Below are 17,928 nucleotides of genomic sequence, written 5' to 3'. Positions count from 1 at the left end.
AGTCTCAAAATATCAGGAGACGGAATAGAAGGGTTGCTCGGGAGCCGAAGTGATCGGCCCACCACGCGTGCGGCGCACGGGAATGACCGTTCGTATCTGCGGAGGCGACCAAGTCTTGCGCGGCGCCGACCCGGCGGAATTTTTCTTGTCGCTCATAATCGTTCCCCTAGTCCGGTTATTGAAACAGGTTGATCAGAATTTAACCTTTGTTTTGTTCTTTGGTCAAGCGAGGAATCGATTCGTCAGGCCAAATCAACCAGCTTTTGGGCACGCAAAACGCCAATAAAGTCGGACGTTTGTTGACGACATGTCTCGAGATCAACATCGTATTCGGCGGTTAGGGTGCGACATATCTGGTCGATCGTCTTGGGTGTCTCAAGCATGGCCCACACGCTCGCACCCACTGAATCGATGTCGAAATAATTGCCGCTGTCGATGTCCATCATCATTAGGCCATCGTCGAAATCGTTGAACAGGACGGAGGCCGCGCGCGAAATGACGGTGTGTTGGATATCCAGATCTGCCAAAACTATTTCCTCTTCCGATTGAACGCGAATTATCAGATGATTTGCGGCGCATTGGCAAGTATTTAGCGACTTATGGTTGTGCCAAAATCGGTGCGATAGTCACATCGTTCCATCGTCGCGCGATGGTCCGAGACAATCCGTTCGACCTGGTTCGGTGTCAGGACATCACGCCAGCCGCCGCTTTTGCCGGCGCGAAAGAAACGGGGTGCATTGGCCGGTTTCTCGACGAAGCCGGTCGCCCGTTCGATCGATTGCAGGCGTTCGAAGCTTGTGGCCTCGACCGCGGCGGCGCATTGCGCCGGGGTGACGTCGAGCCCGGCAATCGCGGTGACCCGACCGAGCGATGCGACCGGGTCGGCGAGCATGTCTTCATAGCGGAGCAACAGCAGCGGAATATCGTTCTGCCCGGTCCAGCTTTCGACATGATCGCTCCAGCTGCCCAGCCGGACGGGCAGGAAGGGACTGATCCGGTCGGGCCACTGGTTGAGCATCGCCGAAGAGTCGGCCATGCGCTCGATGGTCGTCTCGATATTCGCGACGGCGTGGTGGGCGAATGACACGGCGACATCGCGAGGATCGCGGACGAGGTAAATCACCGCTGCGCTGGCCGCGGCAGGAAACATTGGCGCCGCCCTGTCGTCGGCGACGAGCATGTCGTGCGTCTTCACAAAGCACGGATGCGGGTTTTCCAACGCCAGATGATGATGAAATATCGATCGATAAGGCAACAGTTCGGCATAGCTGAATTCGGCCGAATCGATGCCGCATATGTCGTCGAACGCATGGCGATTCTCGGCAACGGCACCGCCGACAAGGTCCGACAGGTCGAGCGGTCGATCCGCCGGATCGAGCAGGTGAGTCAGCATCGCGCGCAACCAGGTATTGCCCGATTTGGGATAGGAGGCGAGCCAGACGATGGACTGCGGTGGGGGCGACTCTGCGCTCACCTCGCCACTACGGCCGCATCTTTCGATACCCCTACATCCGCAGCGGCGAGGTGATCGAGGACATGGCGTGCCATTTTTCCGGGGCGCGGGTTGAGCGACGGGCGGCTGATCGATACCATCTCGATCCTCTGTGCGAGCCGCGTCACCGTGTTGAAGCCGTATTGCTGGAGACCGAGGCCGCGCAGGAAATTCTTGCGATGGACATAGCGTGCAAGACACTCGACGCGCTGCGCGAGCGGGACTGGGCGGACTACGGTTTCGGTATCGTTGTTGCTGGTGAGCAGGATGACCATGTGGACCGGCAAGGGATCGGCCCGGAACCGCTCGACCGGCAGGTAGAATTTCTCGATGTCGTCACGCACGCGCGCCAGCGGAGCGCTGTCGTGCCCGATCATGCCAAGCGAATCGCCCCACAGGCGCATTGCGGGAAAGGCGGGCAGGGCGATCGGCGTACCGCTTTCGTCGAAGACGATCCCGGTCACGTCGTCGGCCATCATCGTGCAGCCCGCCTGCAGCAACCCGGCCAGCAGCGTCGACTTGCCCGCGCCGGAGCGCCCGATCGTCAGCACCGCACCGCGATCGGTGACGATTGCGCTCGAATGCAGCGGCAGGATCCGGCGTTGCTGTAACAGCGCCGCCATGCACGTGCCGAGCACGATCGATACGACATCGGCATCGGTCGCGATGGCCGTGCGATCGACCAGGATGCGGTTGCCGTCACTGATTTCGAACAGGCCGATGGCGTGCGCGTGGAACAGCAGCCTCCCCTCGCGGGCCTGCCAGTTGCGAAAGCTCAACCCGTCTCCGAATTCATCGAACGAAAGGTCGGCAAAGTCGATCGTGACATCGGCGGGCTTCCCGACGAGCGTCGCGGGCAACAGATGCGGCAGCCGCAGCACCGAGGCGATCGTCAGGCCGTAAACGCAATAGTCATGCGTTTGATCGCGAACGCTGGCGGTCATCGATCGGGCGCGCCAGCTGTCTTCGCGCTATCGTACACTTCAAAGATGAAATGGATGCGGTCGTCCGCGCCGCGGTTGATCCCGCCATGCGGCTTGATGTTGTCGACCTCATAGGCATGGCCGGTGGCGAGATGGAAACGGCGCTGTTCGGAAACGAAGAACGCCTGCGGGTTGGTGATCAGCGGGACGTGGATCTTGTGCGTCAGGAGGTTCGATCCGGCGCCGTCGCGATGCAGATCGATGACCTGGCCGGCGGCAAGCCGCGCGAGCATTGCCTTGGGAAATTGCGGCGCGCGGAAACCGTATGGCGCGATTGCCTGTTCCATCACGGGCAAAAGGAGGCTCTGCCAGGCCATCCACGCGGGGTTGGAATAGAAGGTCTCGGGATCGCGATTGCCTTCGATAAAGCGAAAGACGATGTGCTGCGTGTGATGGAAAACTGCAAAATCGTTTTCCTTGAGCGCGTCTTCGCCCCTCCAGACTCTCTCCGAAATTGCGCTGACCCGCGCCAGCAACGGACCGATGTCCACCGGACACAATTCCAGCACGCCGTCAGGTTTTGCGACTGTCGCCGCGCTCGCCCCCATAGAATCGCGATCCTTCGTCAAGCTGGCACGCAATGGGCCTGAACATGGGCTCTATGGCGAAGGCCGCACATCGTCAAACCGGTTCGATAAGGGTTGCGCCGCGCGAGAGCTGGCAAAGTTGTTAAAACCTGGGCGGGGAGGAAAGCCGACGATGGAACAGAGGCGCGATTCGAAGCGCCGACGACGCGTCCTGACCCTCCCGCTTCGATGCGTTGATCGCATTGCTCGCCTTGGTCACCTCGGCCGAACAGACTCTCCGGCATCGAATCGGGCGCACACGAGCACCATTAATATTCGATGTGAATCCTTATATTGGAAACCGAGACGCCCGCCACCTTTGCGATCCGCTCTTTGCTGCTCTCCACAGATTTCCGGAGTTCGCTTTCCTCGAGCCATTCCTGCGACGCTGTTGTTTCTTCCAGTCTGAAATCCTTGCGCTCGGAGAAATCGTTTTCCGAGATGCCAAGCGCGATCGCCAAGGCAAGCAGGCTCTTTTTGCGAGGAACTGTCCGGCCATTTTCCCAAGCCCAAATCGAAGGCGTACTCAATCCCGAGAAACCAGCAAGCTGGGCGCGGCTCAGACCGCGATCTTCTCTCAGCCTTTGCAAATTGCCCGCCAAAGTCTCGAGCGCCTGATCGGCTTGCGCTTCGGATTCGGAATCCCCTTTTTCAGGCGGCGGAAAATGCAACTGTACCGCTTCTAATTCAGCGGCTGTCAGGGGCCGATCAAAGCTGCATCCGGCGTACGCCTCACTCTGCCAAACAACCGTCGCTGCAACATTGCCCGCCTCGGGCAAGGTAACCTGGAATGTTTGTCCGAGGACCAAGGCAAATTCGGTTTCCAACAACAGACCGGAAACAGAAAGATTGTGGACGATAGCCCTTATACCGTCCTCTGGCGCACCCGACCCCGGCACTTCAAACAAGACCTGGATTCGCTCGTCACGCCGCTGTCCGGTTTCCGCATCCTCTCGCACAATCGCAGCATTTATCGGCATGGCTTGATCACGCTTCCTTAAACCATTCTAAAACAGTGAATTTTCGGTAGGATTTATGCTGCCGGATCTGATCGTCATAAATGCATCTATTGGCCACACGTCGAACAGTCAAATATGGGCATCAAGACGGCAGGAATCGTCGAAGTGAAATGCGCGCTGTCGGGCTGTCAGCTGCCGTTCCGAGTTTGGCGAGAAAGTGAGCTGCACTTGGCCGAAATCGGGGGCATATTGTTAAGCTAGGCTAGCGGATCTGCATGATTCGATCGACCATCGAGCCAAGGATAACCGTCGATTAACTAACCACATCCACCATATCTTCAAACCATATGCCGTATCACCCGATCTCCTATCTGGAGACCGAGCATGAACAAATCATTTTATCTGGGATTGGCGGCATTGACCATGCTGTCAGCGCCGGCAACCGGCAATGTCCCCAATGTCGAAATTGCATCGAGCACCTTCACTCTGGGCATCAGCGGATTTGTTCCGGTTATTTGCCGAGCGTCGGTTGGCGCGTCGATGGTCGCTCCCGAGCAGGGTCAGGTCAGCCTCGGCTCGCTCAAGGAGTTCTGCAATAGCCCGAACGGCTATGCGATCCATGCCGATTATTCGCCATCTCTCGCGTCGGCGAAAATCATTGTCGATGGTCGCGAAATTGGCCTTGATGCTGCCGGTTCGACTCAGATCGTCGAGTCAACCCATGCTGCCATCGCGACACGTGACATCGTTCTCGATCTTCCCGAAGGCGTCGAAAGCGGCACGATTTCGTTCCGGATTGACCCGCTATAGGGCAGGACAGTTTTGTTGCGATGGGGCACCCGACAATAGCGGGGCAATCGTCACCGTGAGCGTGTCGGCATAGTTGGCCGAAACCAATTTGCCGAAGCCGCCTTCCAGCAGCGTTGCGACGACAGGTAACAGATCGGCCTCGCTCGCCGGCACGCCGGCGCGCAAGCAGGTGACTGGGCTGAAACTGGGGCTGGCATTGCTCCTTGTCTGTCCCAGGAACATCAGCTTGTAGTTGAGGACCTGGTTGGGCATCGCGAGATTGCCGCCCGGATAGGTGAGCCGATAGGAATTTTGCGACGACAGGGTGACCGAATAGGGCCCCGAACTGCGGACGCTGACACGGTTGATACTGGGCGTCGTATAGCTTGCCGGCGTCGCCAGCACTTGCGTCGTCGTCTTGTCGCCGACTTCCCCGAAATCGAGCGCCGTGCCGGCATAGCTCGCTTGCAAGGCGCTTAGGACGGTGACCGGGAACTGAACCGCATTGCTGATCTGGCCGGTCTGCTGCGTGGGCGATCCGCCACCCGTGGTGCTGCATGCGAATATCGCATCGAATGGCAGGTTTGTCGTAGCAGTAAGATCGAGATTGGCCGGCAGGGTAATCTTGAAATTGACCACCGCAGTGTCCGACGCCGCATTGTTGCCGGTGAACTCGATCTTGAGGAAGCGGTTGGCTCCCGTTGGATTGAGCGAGGTCGGCGCAACCGTCGGTGGAGTCGCCGCGTAGTTATAGAAAATCTCAAGCCCGGTGCCGGCAGTGTTGACGTCGCCGGTGACCGAGACCGGAATGATCGACGTACCATCGGCCGCCGAATTGTTCGATTTGAGGTAAAAACTGACGATGTCGGTTTTCTGACCGCCAGCACCATTGATACGCGTAAGGTTCAGCTGGACATTCGTTTGCGGCAGACCAGCCGGATTGAACGGATCGTAGAGCACGGGTGAGGCCGTGGCGTTTCCGGAAATGCCGCATGTTGCGGCCTGCGCGGCGCTCGTCGCTGCGACAGTGGCGAGCAACGCTGCGGCCGAACGTAATACGAGAGAAATCGTCTTCATCGTCAATTCCTTACTGGCGAAATTTGGTCGAAACGGACGATGTTTTCGCCATTGTCGGGGATATCAATCTCGAACACCGATTGCTTGGAGTCGAGCATTTCGATCCGCCATTTGCCCGGTGCCAGGCCCGTCGCACCGAAACGTCCCTGGCGGTTGGTGAAGATCGTCACCGGTGGTAGTTCGGGATGTGCCAGCTCGGTCGCGGTGCCGGTGACCAGCGAGACGACCTCGCCATCGACATCGACCATCGTGCCGACTGCCGTGACCCCGTATTCAGACCCCACGACAAGGCGATAGCCGCTGCGATAAGGCGGGAAGAGGTGGAAAGACCCTTGGCCTAGGTCGGTGCCTGCCTTGGCATCGGGGGCATCAACTGTAATTGTTCGGTCGGCATAGGAGCTCAGGCTGGGGTGCGTAGCTGCGCCCAACATTCCGCTGTTGGCGGTATAGCCATAGGGGGTTGGATCAAGCAGCACGTCGGTCCCATCCAGCTTGCGATGCGGTGAGACGATCGCAAAGCTGTCGTAAATCGGCCGGCCGACCGAAAACGCGCCGTCGGCGAAGGCCAGCGATGTGCCTACGCGCAAGCTCGTCCGTTCGCTGGTGCGCTGGCCGAAATCGTCGGTGAAGGAGCCAAAATGGCTGAGCCCCAGTTCGGCCCGGTTGGCGATGTAATTGCCGTTGAAATTGAACCCGGAACTGTTGTCCGACCGATCGATATCGGCGGTGATGTTGTACGAACCGACCCCCTGTCCATGAAGCGTCTGGAACGAGACGCGGGCGCGATTGTCGCGGGTGTCGTAATCGGCGCGCGCGGTCGTATAGCGGCCGAAACGGATCGTCAGCGACGCGAATGCGCCGATGCGTGATCCGCGGGTGTCCTTTTCATAGCGAACATCGCCGGTCAGGTTGGCGGTCGGCGAAATGCGAAACCCGCCGCTCAATCGATAGCTGTGAAGGTCGATTTCGGCGCCGCGCCCATGCGAATAGCGCGCGTCGAAACCGGCATAGAACTGGTCGGTGAATGCGTGGGAATAGCCGCCGCCGACTTCGAAATCATACGGATTGGAGACATAGAAGCTGCTGACCGGCCCGAATTTGGCGCTGCGCGTCTCGGCGAACAGGTTGAGCGTATCAGCCTGTCCGTTGGCGCGCTGGATCAGGCGCTGGAATGTCAATGTGCCGGCATAGCCGCTGCCATAGGCATCGATATCCGACAGCGCGAGGTTGGTGGCAAAGGTACCGACCGATGTCGCGACGACCGCCTCTGTGCCGAGTAGGCGCGAGTCCTTGTCGATCTGCGCATTGACGCCGACCGTCAGGAAATCGCTAATCCCGCGACGGTAGAATCCGCTGGCGATATAATCGTTGGTATAATGCGGCCCGCGCAGCCCGAGCGGCGCTTTGACGCCGGCATAGAGGCCGAATTCGCTTAGCCCCTTGGCCAGCTGCGTCTGGTCGAGAAACAGGCTGAAATTGAGCACTTCGCTCCGCCCGCTGTCGTCGAGCACCGACAGGCGAATGTTGTTCGCTCCCTGGGCGAACGGAAAATCGCGCAGGTTGTAGTTGCCGGGCGCGAGCTCGAGCCGGCGGATGATCTGGCCGTTAATCTCGACCTCGATCGTCGACGGCCGGTCGAGCCGGAAGCTGCGATCGCCGCGCGGCCGGATGATCTGTTGCGGCTGCAGGACGCTGTACGAACGGAAGATCGACAGGCCCGCAATATCGGGTGAATTCTGAAATCCGCGGGCCAGCGGCTGGAGGTCGCCGGCGGTCCAGCGCACCAGGTTCTTGAGGTCGTCGTAAACAAAACGCGATCCGAGCCGCTGGAAATCGACGCCGGTGACGCCCGGCTGCCAGATTGCCTCGGATTCGGCGACGACGCCGCCCAATCGTGCGGCACCGTCCAATATCATCAGCGGTTCATTGAATCCGGTCGGCCCGCCGGCATGGATATAGTCGGCGGTCGCGCGGATATTGAGATAGGCGCTGAAACCGGCGGGCTCGATCACGCTGCCGATGCGATCGCGATCGAGCGGGCTGACGATCACCGAGCGCGATATGCGCAGTTCGGCAGGAATGATGAAGTTAAGCTCGAGCGTCCTCGGATTGTAGCTGACCTTGATCCCCGACGACACGAAATCGTTGGGCGACAGGGATGGCTGCAGGCCAAGACTTTTTTCCAGAGTCAGGAAATAATCGGGGCTGAGGACCTGGCTCAGCAGTTGTAACGCGCGCTGCGTCGGGAATTCGAGCGTGTCGTCAACCTGGATCGTCAGGGCAATATCGCCGAGATAATTGGCGCCGTCCTTGGCCGGGACCGTAAGTATGATCGGGCGTCCCGTCGTATTGAGCCGAGAACCGATTTGAGCCGAATCCGCATTGCTCTGGGTCGGCGCAGCCGTTTCGGGGATTTCGAGCGGTTCGTCTGCGCCCCAGGCGACTGTCGGCAAAAGGGCCGAGCCGACCCCCAGCAACAACGCCGATCGAAAATGGGTCCGGATCATCGGATCACCTCTCTGGCGAATAGCTGGCTTCAACCGTTCCGCCGTCGAGCGGCAGGACGATCGGCACCGAGATGCGGCGCGTCTGATTGGCTCCGACGAGACCGAAACCGATTGTCTGCTGGACTTCGGGACCAGAGAGCGACTGGCGGAATACCTCGGTCCCCGACGCATCACGCTGGATGATGCGAAGCCGACCGTCGGACAGATAGCCATGGGCTGCCGACGCGTTACTCAGCACGATGATCGGAATGGGCTTGCCGTCGGCGTTGTGGCCTACCTCGGCACTCTTGACCGACAAGTCGGGTTTCGCGCCGGTCGGCGCAACGCTGACCAGAACCTGGAAATTGTACAGGATTTGGATCGCCGACTGGCCTTCGGGTAGCTTGACCGGCAACTGCGCGACGGTGATGTAGTAATGCTTGCTCGCCGCCAGATCAGGATCGCCGACATATTGGACGCGAAAAGACTGGGTTTGTCCGGGCTCGATGAGCGCTTGGGGCGGGAAAACCAGCAAGTCGCCGGGGTCGTTGCCGGTCAGGGTCACGCCGTCTTCGTTGACGATCAGTTCCTGGATCCGCAGCTCGACGGGCAGCGTGGTCGCGAACGTGTTTTCGACCGTGATCACCTGCGTCATGCCGCGCCCGCTGGTGGTCAGGTTGATCACCACCGGTTGCACCGTCATCGCGACCGCAGGGGTCGGATTCATGGTTAACGCCAGTGCTGCCATAAAGGCCAGTTTTATCGTTCTGAACATTCAAACCCCCAGATAACTATGACTTCCGCTCAATTGGCGGCTTTGAATTCGACAATGATCGCATCGAAATAGCGTCCCGCGACAAGAGGACCGCCACCGCCCGGTACGTTCACGACCAATATTGCCTGACCAGCCGCGCCCCGCGCGGTATCGATCGCCAGGTTCTGCGCCGTCTCGCTCGAAGCGTCGCGCTCGCGTCCAGCCCAGTCGAGCGATAATTGATAGGGTAGGAACTCGCCAAACCCTCCGCCGCCCTGACGACTGGCAACATTGCCTCCATCGCGGAGCAATCCGCCATTCTGGCTTCGCACCACGATGCGATGCGATGCGTTACAGATCACGGGAATCGAAAGGTTGATCGAGGCCGGAAGCGGTTCGGCGTCGGAGGCTCCGACCAACTGGATAATGCGCACCTCGCCGCTGCCCGATCCGCTTGGATTGAAATCGGTATTGGTCCCGTTCGTCGCAACGGGCGCGTTCAGAACGCAGGCCGCAGGTGCGATTCCGGCGATTTCGAGGCGCTGGTTGTCCTCGCTAAATTGCTGTGCAGAAGCACTTGCGGGAAAACAGGCGATCGCCGCTGCGCCAAGGCCTAACAGGAGTGTCTTATGCATCAGCGCGGCTCCAGGAATATGCGTAACGTATCGCCGTAATAGCCTGCCAGGACAGGCGCGTTGGCGCGGGTGTTAGACGCGCCCGGTTCAATCGTTATGCTCAGTTCGATCGCGCCGGCGGTTGCCTGGTCGATGTTGAAACGCCGTTCGGAGATGCGACGGACGTTGGCATCGGCGGACAGGACGCCGTTGACTTCGCCCCATGTCAGCGCCGCTTGATAAGGCAGCGCGTAAGCAAAGCCTTCGGCCGGCTGGTTCATGCTGCCGTCGGTCTGCCACAATCCGTTGTTCTCCGATTCAAGCCGGATCCGATGCGGAAAGTTACACACCGCGGCGAATTCGATCTGCGCGGTCGCGGCGTTCGCCGCGAGTGTCCGGGGATCGACCAGCGTATCGATCTGCAACAGGTTTCCTGCCAGAGTACGAAAATTATCCTGGCTCCCGGCGGCGAGTGTCGCCTGCTCGATCGCGCATATTTGCGGCGCGCTTCCGGTGACGGGCATTGTTCGGCTTACCGTGGTCGATTGCGCGAGTGCAGGGCTTGCGGCGACAAGGCCGGCGATGAATACAATGAGCGAGGGTGCCGAATTGCGCACTGGATCAATCCACTGCCGTCAGGGTGACCGTGACGGTGCCCAAATAGGTCGGGTCGGCGACCAGGCGCAGGGTGGCGCCGCCGCCCGTTGCAAACTGGCTGAGCGCGACACTGATATCGCCGGTGAACGCGGTCGATCGGGTCTGCGTGGCGTCGGGATGCGTCGCTGAACCTGTTGCATAGCGCGCGGGCGTCGTCGTCCAGCCCGATGCGGTCGCGGTAAAGTCCACCGTCCGCGCGAATCCTGCAGGCGGCGCGGCAGTGAAGGTCTGCGCGGCAATCGGGGTGGCATCGACGCGGATGGTGCTGCGGATCGAACAAAACGACCCGGAGATCGTCTTGGCGGGAGCCGACAGGTCGGTCCGCAGGAACCCGGTGCTGGTATCGACCAGGACGCCGAGGTCAAAGGTAGCATTTGCACCGTCTATCGTGCCGCCGGCGCAAAGAGCCGGGACGTTGCCGATCACTGCAAATTGCTTGGCGTCGCTTGTCGATTGCGCGAACGCGGGCGTCGACACGGCCAATCCGCTGGTCAAAACCAGCGCGAGGGGAATGGCTTTATTCATCATAGGTCTCCTCCGCTCGCCGCAGGGCCAAGCGTTATGATGACCAGACCCTGATAGCCTCCGGCTACCAGCAAAAGGTCGGACGGAACGGTGAAGTTCGAAAGGGTCGCGGCGACATCGGCGATCCGGGGCAGCGGTTGGGTGCTGCTCGTCCCCGTGGCGGTGGGTGAACTGCCGTTAGTGGTCGCAGCGCTCGTTGCCGACGCCGCTGACGAAGCCCAGTTGCCGACACTGGCAGTGTAGTTGACCGCCCGTGCGAAGCCTGGCTGCAAAGTCGATACGTCGCTGGCGACCAGTGCGGTGACAGAGACGTTAATCGCCGATCCGGCAAAGTTGCAGAACGAACCAGGCAGGCTGACGACGCGGTTCGGAAGGACCGCGATCTTTCCGATGCGCGTGCCCGAAGTCGCCACCATCTGCCCCAAATCGACCGCTGCGGGACTGGGCGAACCAAGTATGCAGAGCGGCGCAACGTTGCCATTGACCGAGACATCGGCGGAATCGGTATCGGTCTGAGCAAACGCCGGACTAGCGCCCGCCATCAAGCCCAAACACAATATCAGTCTAGCGTAGGTCATCGTCAAATTCTCCGAAATGGCTTTGCTGGCGGGACTTATTCTGGACTGCCGAAGCTGATATTCGGGGTCAGGGTTACAATGACTTGCCCAACGTAGCCGCCAGCGACCAGAAGGCCGTTTGTCGGCGACGACGATGCCGAAAGCGTGACATCGATATTGCCCGAGAACAGGCCGACCGCGACCGCCGAACCCTTGCCTGCAGAAAGAGACGTGTCGTCGCCCGACAGCGAGTTGGCGTCGGCGGTGGCCGTATAATCGACTCTTGTATCGAAGCCCGCTGGAACAACACCGACGAAATCGGTGTTGAGCAGGGGCAGTGCCTCGACTTCCATCGTTGCAGCGGTTCCGTTGCACCAGCCGACGAGCGTGCGGGTTTCACCGTCGAGCTTGCTCGCATCGAGTTTGCCCGCCGTCGTTCCCGATCCTGACAGCGTCAACTCGCCTACCGAGATGACCGCGTTGTCGGTCGTGAACAGGCACCTGTCGGCAACCGAACCATCGATGTCGACTGTGCCGGTCACCTGGCCAAAGGCGGGCGAGGCAAGCGCCAGAATCGGCAGCCCCGCGAGGTAGATAAGTTTACGCATGATCATTCTCCAATTGCGTCGGTCGGTTGCCCGGGGTCAGACCCCGGGGCCGATGACCACGACGATCTTGCCTGTGTAATCGGTCGCCGCGACGAGCAGGTCGGTGACGTTGGGCGTGGCGAAATTGGATGCTGAAACGGTAATGTTGGCGCCGCCATTATTGGCCAGACGACCGCCGATCAGAGTCGCTGCCAAAGGAGCGACCGTGCTGCTGTTCGAAAAATCGATGTCGTTGGTGGTCGTGGTGTCGACTGCGACGTGCGCGGTGAAATCGATCCGGTTGGCATAGCCAGCGACGGCGGCTGTGGCCGACGTGATCTCGGTCGCATCGATCGCGATCGTCGGAGCGGCGGTCGTGCAGACGACCCGGGCGTCGAGCCCGGCGCCACCGATGCTCGAAAAGCGGGTTGCAAGGTCGGTCGCAAGCGAACCGTTGCTTTGCGCCAGCTCGCCCAGAGCGACCGTCGTCCCGAAGGTCGAGCCCGAACCGGGAAGGACGAGGCATTTGCCGGCAACGGTGCCGGTGATGTTGACCGTGCCGGTAACATCCTGCGCCGCAGCGGGCGAAGCGAAAGCGATCAGCGAGGCCGAAGCGAGGGCCAGATATGCAAGCTTTTTCATAACATGTTTCCTTCTTGAGATTTATGTTCGGCGTGCGATGGTCCCGTGGCGGGACCGATCACTTTGCCCCCGCCGATTGAAAAAGACCTGAGCCGCCCGGAGGGCGTAGCGGCTCTGGTCCGGCCCCGGACATCAGGGCGAAGCACTAATCGTTACAGTCAGAGTGTCGGCGTAACTGCCCGCCACAAGTTGCGGCGATGCAGCGGTGTAGGGCGGTGCCGTGACCCGGAGGTACGAACCCGTTTGGTTGAGCGAACTTGCCGCCAGACGAAGCCCGACCGTGGTCGATGCCGTGCCCAGAAAACTGCAGGTCGACCCTGTCACCAGCGTCGCAGCCAGGCAATTTGCGGTCGCCGTCGTCGATGATCCGACCAGGTTGAGCGCGACCGTATAGGGCGCCAGGGTCGTATATCCCGCTGGCACGGTTCCGCCGGTCTTCAGGCCGCCATTGGTCGAAACGACCGCTACCCGTGAAGGTCCCGTGCAGTCGAGCTCGAAAACGAAATCGTGGTTGAGCCCGGTCACGTCGAAATTGGGCTGGTTATAGGTTCCCGATGGCGCCGTGCCCGCTTTGAAGCCGCAGCGGCCGCCGACCGATGCCTTGACCGGAATCGACAACGCGATCTCGTTGGGCGATCCCTGTCCCACCGCATAAGCCGTTGTTTGCGCTGCCGCGGGACCCGCGATTGCTATCGCTGATACAGCCGACACGATTGCCAGGATGTGTTTGGAACGTAAGCGCAAGCCACAACCCTCCCATACCGATTTAAATCCCGAAGGCGCAGAGCCTCATGTGGAAAACCACACTCCTTCGGCTTTGAAGAAGAAGAAATAATCTTCCGCCTCAACGCAATTTAGTTTCTTTTAGAGAAATCCCTGGGCTCATCGTGGCGGGTAATTCCGCCTTGTCCAGAGACAGGAAACTCGCCCATATTTTCGCTTAACTCTTAATCTGAATCAATAATATTACTTAATCCGTAATTTTACGAATATAAATACAGGCTGTGGATGCGGGGCCGCATTCTCCATTCCGAATAAAAATGATATTTTCCAAGCACTTCGTTTCATCGCTACTTTTGCACGGGTGATCGTGGCAAAATTAAGCTTGTGGGTTAACACAGACAGTTAACGGGCTGACGAGGTTGGCTTTCAATCTCGATTTTGGTCGCGACTCGCATTCGAGTCGGCATGGAAGGTCCCGAGTCGTTTTCGCGTTTGGCAAGGTAGCGTCAAATCCATATCAGAGCCGTCGAGGCTATATTCGCGGCAGGTGGACAGATGACTATTGGGTCTCGGAGCGAATATGGCGAATCCCCGGCGCAGCACGATGTTGCAATTGTCGGCGGCGGCCTGCTGGGGAGCCTTCTGGCGCTCGCCTTTGCACGCCACCGGCCTGACATCCGCCTTATCGTCTTCGAACGATGCGAACGTTTCGGTGGCGACATGCTGGAGCCTGTTGTTCTGGAAGAAGTGCCGGACTCCTGCCGGTCGCTGATCGACGGAGCGATCGTCAAAATATGGCCAGCTTGTTACGTCATCCTTCCCGACTCCTGCCAATCTTTTGGCGATTCAGTCGCGCTGGTCGATCCGCGTCAACTCCACCTCGAGATGATCGAGAATGTCGCGGGCGACTGCCTGGCAAGTTGCGTGGTCGAGGCAATCGACGGTGCGCGGATCGTGACCGATCGTGGCGCGTACCGCGCGCAGCATATCATCGATACCCGGGGTAGAGCGCGGTTCGACCGCTTCCAGTTTGAGCGCAGGACTCAATATCGCGACTTCAGGCTCGATCACGGGCTGGAAGCACCGGTTCTCGCCGACTTCAGCCAGTCGCGCGGCGACCGTACATTGTTGCAGATGTTTCCGGTCGACGGTCAACGGATCATAGTCGAACACTGGCGTCGCGATGAGCGAACGCCGCTGCCGCCCGTATCGATTCCCACAATCGGAAACGGTGCGGGCGTCGCCGAAAGTCTATCGCATCATCCGGCCAACCCCGGTTATTTTCCCTGCCTGTTGCTGTTTGCGCTGCGAACGGCCGATGCGATCGCGTCACTGCCGGTGCCGGATCCTGCTGCCGTCGCGGCGATATTTCTGCGCGAACGCGCGATGTTGGCGGACCGTTTCGGAGCCTTGTTCGCCGTGGCCGAAACGGGCACCGCCAGCCCGCCGCCGACCTCAAGGAACCAACACTAATATTCTGACCGTCGGCGATCTGGGTACCCTTGGGCAAAGCGGTCATTGTGCCATGGACATGAAGAATGGGATGTCATGCGCAGCGTGCGCCCGACGATCGAAAACACCATGCCTTGTGTCTTAAAACTATGACGCCTGTACAAACCCAGCCCGTCTTGCCGGAAAAGATTCATGCGGGTGTGGCTAGGTGGATTGATCAAACGCTTCGGCTAGGAAATCGCGGCCAAGGCGCAGGCCGACAGGATCGACGCTGTGGGTCACGCCGTGGGATACGTGCGTGGTGACCTCTACGCCCAAGCGGTTTAGCTCGCTCTCCGCCATGTGCACTGCTGCGACGGGTACAATCCCGTCAGCCGATCCGTGCACCAGCAACACAGGCGCCTTGGCGACGCCGATCTTCGGAACCCCCAGTGTCCCTGTGAGCATCCCCGAATAACCAACCACGCCAGCAACCGCGCGAGGACGCCGCAGCCCGACGTGCAGCGCCATCATGGTGCCTTGGCTAAATCCGACGAGCGCCAGATCGGCTTCAGTGAGTCCATATTGCGCAAGTTTCTTGTCGATGAACGCGTCGATCGCGGGTGCCGCCGAGGCAGCGCCCGCGGCAAGCGCGGCCGGCGCAAAGCCCGACAGGCCCCACCATTGATAGCCCGCGCCCATTGTTCCGCATCGTTGCGGCGCATGGGGTGCCAGAAAAAGCGCGTCGGGCATCGCGTCCTGCCAATGCGGTGCCAGCGCGATCATGTCGGTCCCGCTCGAACCAAATCCATGGAGCAAGAGTACGATCTGTTTGGGTTCAGCGCCGGAGCGGGGCTTGAGGCTGGCGCCGTTGACGATCTTGGACACTTGGGTTCTCTCTCGCAACTGAACGCAACTTGCTCGTGACGGCCACCTATCCCTGGCGCTATGGCAGCGGGATGTCATTCGCAAAGATCGATCACTGGATCGGCAAGACGCTGTTTATCCCACCGATAGTGAAACTGTGTCAGCTTACGCGTCAGACACAGTTCGCGGTTTCACGCCTGTTTTGGTTCCTCGCGGCTTTGGACGGCCTCTATCGCGCGCAAACACTGTTCGGCTCGATCCTCTGGGGCGGCATCAGCATCGTCATGATGATTTCCGCAGGTTGGCGCGCAGACATGCCGACCCGTAGTTCCATGGTCTTCCGGTTGTTGGCAGCGGCCCTGTTCATCGCTGATCTGCTAAAGGCGGCCGCCACTGGCGAATTGGCCGGAGCAGAGTTTTGGGTGTTTGTTCTCGTGGCTGAGTATGCAGCGATTATCCGCACGATCCCGCCACGGGAAACGGCCGCGCCGGCCGCAAGCGATCAGGCCGCTAGCAGACCATAAGCCGTCACAATCAGCCACTGTTAGTGCGGGGTCCTAGACTAGTTGATTTAACGACCACGAGCGACGGCTATGGGTTACAGTACCCAACGTGCCCCAAACGGGATCCCAGCCGAACGGGCCTTGGCCAGCGAACCTCGGTATTGTCTAATGGAAGCTATGGTGCCGCTTAGGTGACTCGAACACCTGACCCCCGCATTACGAATGCGATGCTCTACCAACTGAGCTAAAGCGGCTTAGGTCGTCTGACCGGCGCGCGGGTTAGCAAGGCTATCGGCGCTTTACAAGCGCGCTTGGCCACGGCCGCAGATGGCCGAGCGTTAACCGTGAATTTACCAATCTCCCCCACAACACCAACTGGCACATTCGCCGGATTGACGGGGCAACGATGGATACGATGCGCAATTTCGGGTCCGACTTCAACGGGTCCGACGATTATCGCGATGATGGGGTCGATGACGCTCAGGGGGTCGAAGCGCCGCCACAGATCGGCACCGACGAGCGACGCATGCACGTGCGCGCCTATAATTTCTGGGCTCAGATGCTCGGCGATCGGTTCTATCCTCCGATTGAAAAGCTCGATGTCGGCAATCTGTCCGATTTCGGCCCGAACGCCGTATTGCTCGATTTTACTGCAGGAATCCCGGATCCGACGGTCGCGTTCGTCGGCGAGGCACTGCGCGAGGAATGCGAGCTGCCCGCCGAACTGGGTCATATCAGCGACGTCCCCGGGCGTTCGCTCCTGTCACGCCTGACCGACCATTATCTGCAGATCATCGCCAACCGCGCGCCGATCGGTTTCGAAGCCGAGTTCGTCAACGAGCGCGGCGTCAACATCATGTATCGCGGCATCTTGCTGCCCTTTTCGTCGGACAACGAGACGATCGACTTCATCCTTGGCGTGATGAACTGGAAAGAGGTCGCCGACCCGGCATTGTCGGCCAGCCTGCGCAAGGAAGTCGAAACCTCGATCCGCCACGCCCAGACACCCGTTGCGGTCGCGCCCGTCTGGGCCGACGGTCCCGCGTCGGAGGGTCTCGAGGACGCGGCCATGGGCGCAGAGCCCGCCGCTGACGCCGGCCTCGCCGATTGGTTGAGCCTGGCGCGTGAAACCGCCGAAACGGCAAAGGATGCGCGCGTTCGCAGCCGTTCGGCGCTGTATAGCGCGATCTCGCGGGCGTATGATTTTTCGATCGCGGCCGAAGAACGGCCTGACGATTATGCCGAACTGCTCGACGATGCCGGGCTGTCGGTTCAGGCGCGCGCGCCGATGACGCCGATCGTCAAGCTCGTCTTTGGCGCCGATTATGACAAGACACGGGTGACCGAATATGCCGCGGCGCTTGCCCATGCGCGCGAGGCAGGTCTCGCGCGCGGCGACCTCGGCGATTACCTGTCGCGCTATGATGGTGGCCTCAAGGGGCTGGTGCGCGATATCCGTGGTAGCCGAAAGAATAGCGACAGCGCGGACGATCGCTACGCCGCAGCATGCGACGCGTTGCGCGCGGCGGACAGCTTCGGTTCGGCCGACCATGCCGCCGGCGACGCCGAATTCGTCGTCCTGATCGGGCGACGGTGCGGCGACGGAACGCTCGCGATTGTCGCTGCGGTCGATGACGACGTTGCGCTGACCAGGCGTGCGATGATCAAGGCTGCCGCTGCGCGTTGAGCCGTAACGGCGATGACCGGACTGAACAT

Annotated in this window: 20 protein-coding genes and 1 tRNA gene; 4 read left to right on the top strand and 17 right to left on the bottom strand. The window is 60.2% G+C overall.

Annotated features, from left to right (window positions below; genetic code table 11):
• Positions 1-242: 242 nt before the first annotated feature.
• From FSZ31_RS00470 to FSZ31_RS00455, 5 genes are all read right to left on the bottom strand, one after another.
• Entirely contained in the window at positions 243-527 is a 285-nt protein-coding gene (locus tag FSZ31_RS00470; RefSeq protein WP_147121114.1) for a PqqD family peptide modification chaperone, read from the bottom strand.
• A 62-nt stretch (positions 528-589) separates the two neighbouring features.
• Positions 590-1,474 carry a sulfotransferase domain-containing protein gene (locus FSZ31_RS00465; RefSeq protein ID WP_161595906.1) on the bottom strand — a complete coding sequence of 295 codons (885 nt, stop codon included), beginning with the start codon at positions 1,472-1,474 and terminating at the stop codon, positions 590-592.
• Complete coding sequence (locus tag FSZ31_RS12755) at positions 1,471-2,436, bottom strand: hypothetical protein (protein WP_161595905.1); 966 nt, start codon at positions 2,434-2,436, stop codon at positions 1,471-1,473. Before FSZ31_RS12755 ends, FSZ31_RS00465 begins: the two co-directional genes overlap by 4 nt.
• Entirely contained in the window at positions 2,433-2,966 is a 534-nt protein-coding gene (locus FSZ31_RS00460) for an aspartyl/asparaginyl beta-hydroxylase domain-containing protein (protein WP_161595904.1), read from the bottom strand. Before FSZ31_RS00460 ends, FSZ31_RS12755 begins: the two co-directional genes overlap by 4 nt.
• A gap of 344 nt (positions 2,967-3,310) precedes the next feature.
• Complete coding sequence (locus FSZ31_RS00455) at positions 3,311-4,021, bottom strand: helix-turn-helix domain-containing protein (protein WP_147121111.1); 711 nt, start codon at positions 4,019-4,021, stop codon at positions 3,311-3,313.
• 363 nt (positions 4,022-4,384) lie between these two features.
• Between FSZ31_RS00455 and FSZ31_RS00450 the strand changes: the two genes are divergently transcribed.
• Entirely contained in the window at positions 4,385-4,810 is a 426-nt protein-coding gene (locus FSZ31_RS00450; RefSeq protein WP_147121110.1) for a hypothetical protein, read from the top strand.
• On the opposite strand, the gene FSZ31_RS00445 is transcribed toward FSZ31_RS00450, so the two are convergent.
• From FSZ31_RS00445 to FSZ31_RS00400, 10 genes are all read right to left on the bottom strand, one after another.
• Complete coding sequence (locus FSZ31_RS00445) at positions 4,805-5,866, bottom strand: hypothetical protein (protein ID WP_147121109.1); 1,062 nt, start codon at positions 5,864-5,866, stop codon at positions 4,805-4,807. The two genes, FSZ31_RS00450 and FSZ31_RS00445, sit on opposite strands and share 6 nt — an antisense overlap.
• Before the next feature lie 2 nt (positions 5,867-5,868).
• The gene (locus tag FSZ31_RS00440; protein WP_147121108.1) at positions 5,869-8,373 is read right to left on the bottom strand and encodes a fimbria/pilus outer membrane usher protein; all 2,505 of its coding nucleotides are present in this window, start codon (positions 8,371-8,373) and stop codon (positions 5,869-5,871) included.
• A 4-nt stretch (positions 8,374-8,377) separates the two neighbouring features.
• The gene (locus FSZ31_RS00435; RefSeq protein WP_236643602.1) at positions 8,378-9,100 is read right to left on the bottom strand and encodes a fimbria/pilus periplasmic chaperone; all 723 of its coding nucleotides are present in this window, start codon (positions 9,098-9,100) and stop codon (positions 8,378-8,380) included.
• 56 nt (positions 9,101-9,156) lie between these two features.
• Entirely contained in the window at positions 9,157-9,741 is a 585-nt protein-coding gene (locus FSZ31_RS00430) for a hypothetical protein (protein WP_147121106.1), read from the bottom strand.
• On the bottom strand, positions 9,741-10,244 hold the full coding sequence (locus FSZ31_RS00425; protein WP_147121105.1) for a hypothetical protein: 504 nt from the start codon (positions 10,242-10,244) through the stop codon (positions 9,741-9,743). The genes FSZ31_RS00430 and FSZ31_RS00425 overlap by 1 nt, the downstream gene beginning before the upstream one ends.
• A 97-nt stretch (positions 10,245-10,341) precedes the next feature.
• Positions 10,342-10,905: a hypothetical protein gene (locus tag FSZ31_RS00420; RefSeq protein ID WP_236643601.1), complete on the bottom strand. Its 564-nt coding sequence runs from the start codon at positions 10,903-10,905 to the stop codon at positions 10,342-10,344.
• Positions 10,902-11,480 (bottom strand): hypothetical protein, encoded by a 579-nt coding sequence (locus FSZ31_RS00415; protein WP_147121104.1) that lies wholly within the window; start codon positions 11,478-11,480, stop codon positions 10,902-10,904. Before FSZ31_RS00415 ends, FSZ31_RS00420 begins: the two co-directional genes overlap by 4 nt.
• Positions 11,481-11,515: 35 nt before the next feature.
• Positions 11,516-12,067, bottom strand: coding sequence for a hypothetical protein (locus tag FSZ31_RS00410; protein WP_147121103.1), 552 nt, complete (start codon positions 12,065-12,067; stop codon positions 11,516-11,518).
• A gap of 36 nt (positions 12,068-12,103) precedes the next feature.
• Positions 12,104-12,688 carry a hypothetical protein gene (locus FSZ31_RS00405; RefSeq protein ID WP_147121102.1) on the bottom strand — a complete coding sequence of 195 codons (585 nt, stop codon included), beginning with the start codon at positions 12,686-12,688 and terminating at the stop codon, positions 12,104-12,106.
• A gap of 132 nt (positions 12,689-12,820) precedes the next feature.
• The gene (locus tag FSZ31_RS00400; RefSeq protein ID WP_161595903.1) at positions 12,821-13,399 is read right to left on the bottom strand and encodes a hypothetical protein; all 579 of its coding nucleotides are present in this window, start codon (positions 13,397-13,399) and stop codon (positions 12,821-12,823) included.
• A gap of 567 nt (positions 13,400-13,966) precedes the next feature.
• Between FSZ31_RS00400 and FSZ31_RS00395 the strand changes: the two genes are divergently transcribed.
• Positions 13,967-14,884, top strand: a complete 918-nt coding sequence (locus FSZ31_RS00395) for a lycopene cyclase family protein (RefSeq protein ID WP_147121100.1) — start codon at positions 13,967-13,969, stop codon at positions 14,882-14,884.
• Between the two features lie 183 nt (positions 14,885-15,067).
• Here FSZ31_RS00395 and FSZ31_RS00390 read toward each other — a convergent pair whose 3' ends face one another.
• The gene (locus FSZ31_RS00390) at positions 15,068-15,730 is read right to left on the bottom strand and encodes an alpha/beta hydrolase (RefSeq protein ID WP_236643600.1); all 663 of its coding nucleotides are present in this window, start codon (positions 15,728-15,730) and stop codon (positions 15,068-15,070) included.
• Positions 15,731-15,765: 35 nt separating this feature from the next.
• On the opposite strand from FSZ31_RS00390, the gene FSZ31_RS00385 reads away from it, so the two are divergent.
• Positions 15,766-16,233, top strand: a complete 468-nt coding sequence (locus FSZ31_RS00385; RefSeq protein ID WP_236643599.1) for a hypothetical protein — start codon at positions 15,766-15,768, stop codon at positions 16,231-16,233.
• Between the two features lie 157 nt (positions 16,234-16,390).
• On the opposite strand, the gene FSZ31_RS00380 is transcribed toward FSZ31_RS00385, so the two are convergent.
• Positions 16,391-16,466 (bottom strand) — tRNA-Thr (locus FSZ31_RS00380).
• A gap of 152 nt (positions 16,467-16,618) precedes the next feature.
• Here FSZ31_RS00380 and FSZ31_RS00375 point away from each other — a divergent pair.
• The gene (locus FSZ31_RS00375; RefSeq protein WP_147121097.1) at positions 16,619-17,899 is read left to right on the top strand and encodes a PAS domain-containing protein; all 1,281 of its coding nucleotides are present in this window, start codon (positions 16,619-16,621) and stop codon (positions 17,897-17,899) included.
• The last annotated feature ends 29 nt before the right edge of the window (positions 17,900-17,928 follow it).

This window comes from Flavisphingopyxis soli, from assembly GCF_007995095.1.
Lineage (GTDB): Bacteria > Pseudomonadota > Alphaproteobacteria > Sphingomonadales > Sphingomonadaceae > Flavisphingopyxis > Flavisphingopyxis soli.
The sequence above is the reverse complement of the archived record's forward strand: the minus strand, read 5'-3'. Positions and strand labels throughout refer to the sequence as shown.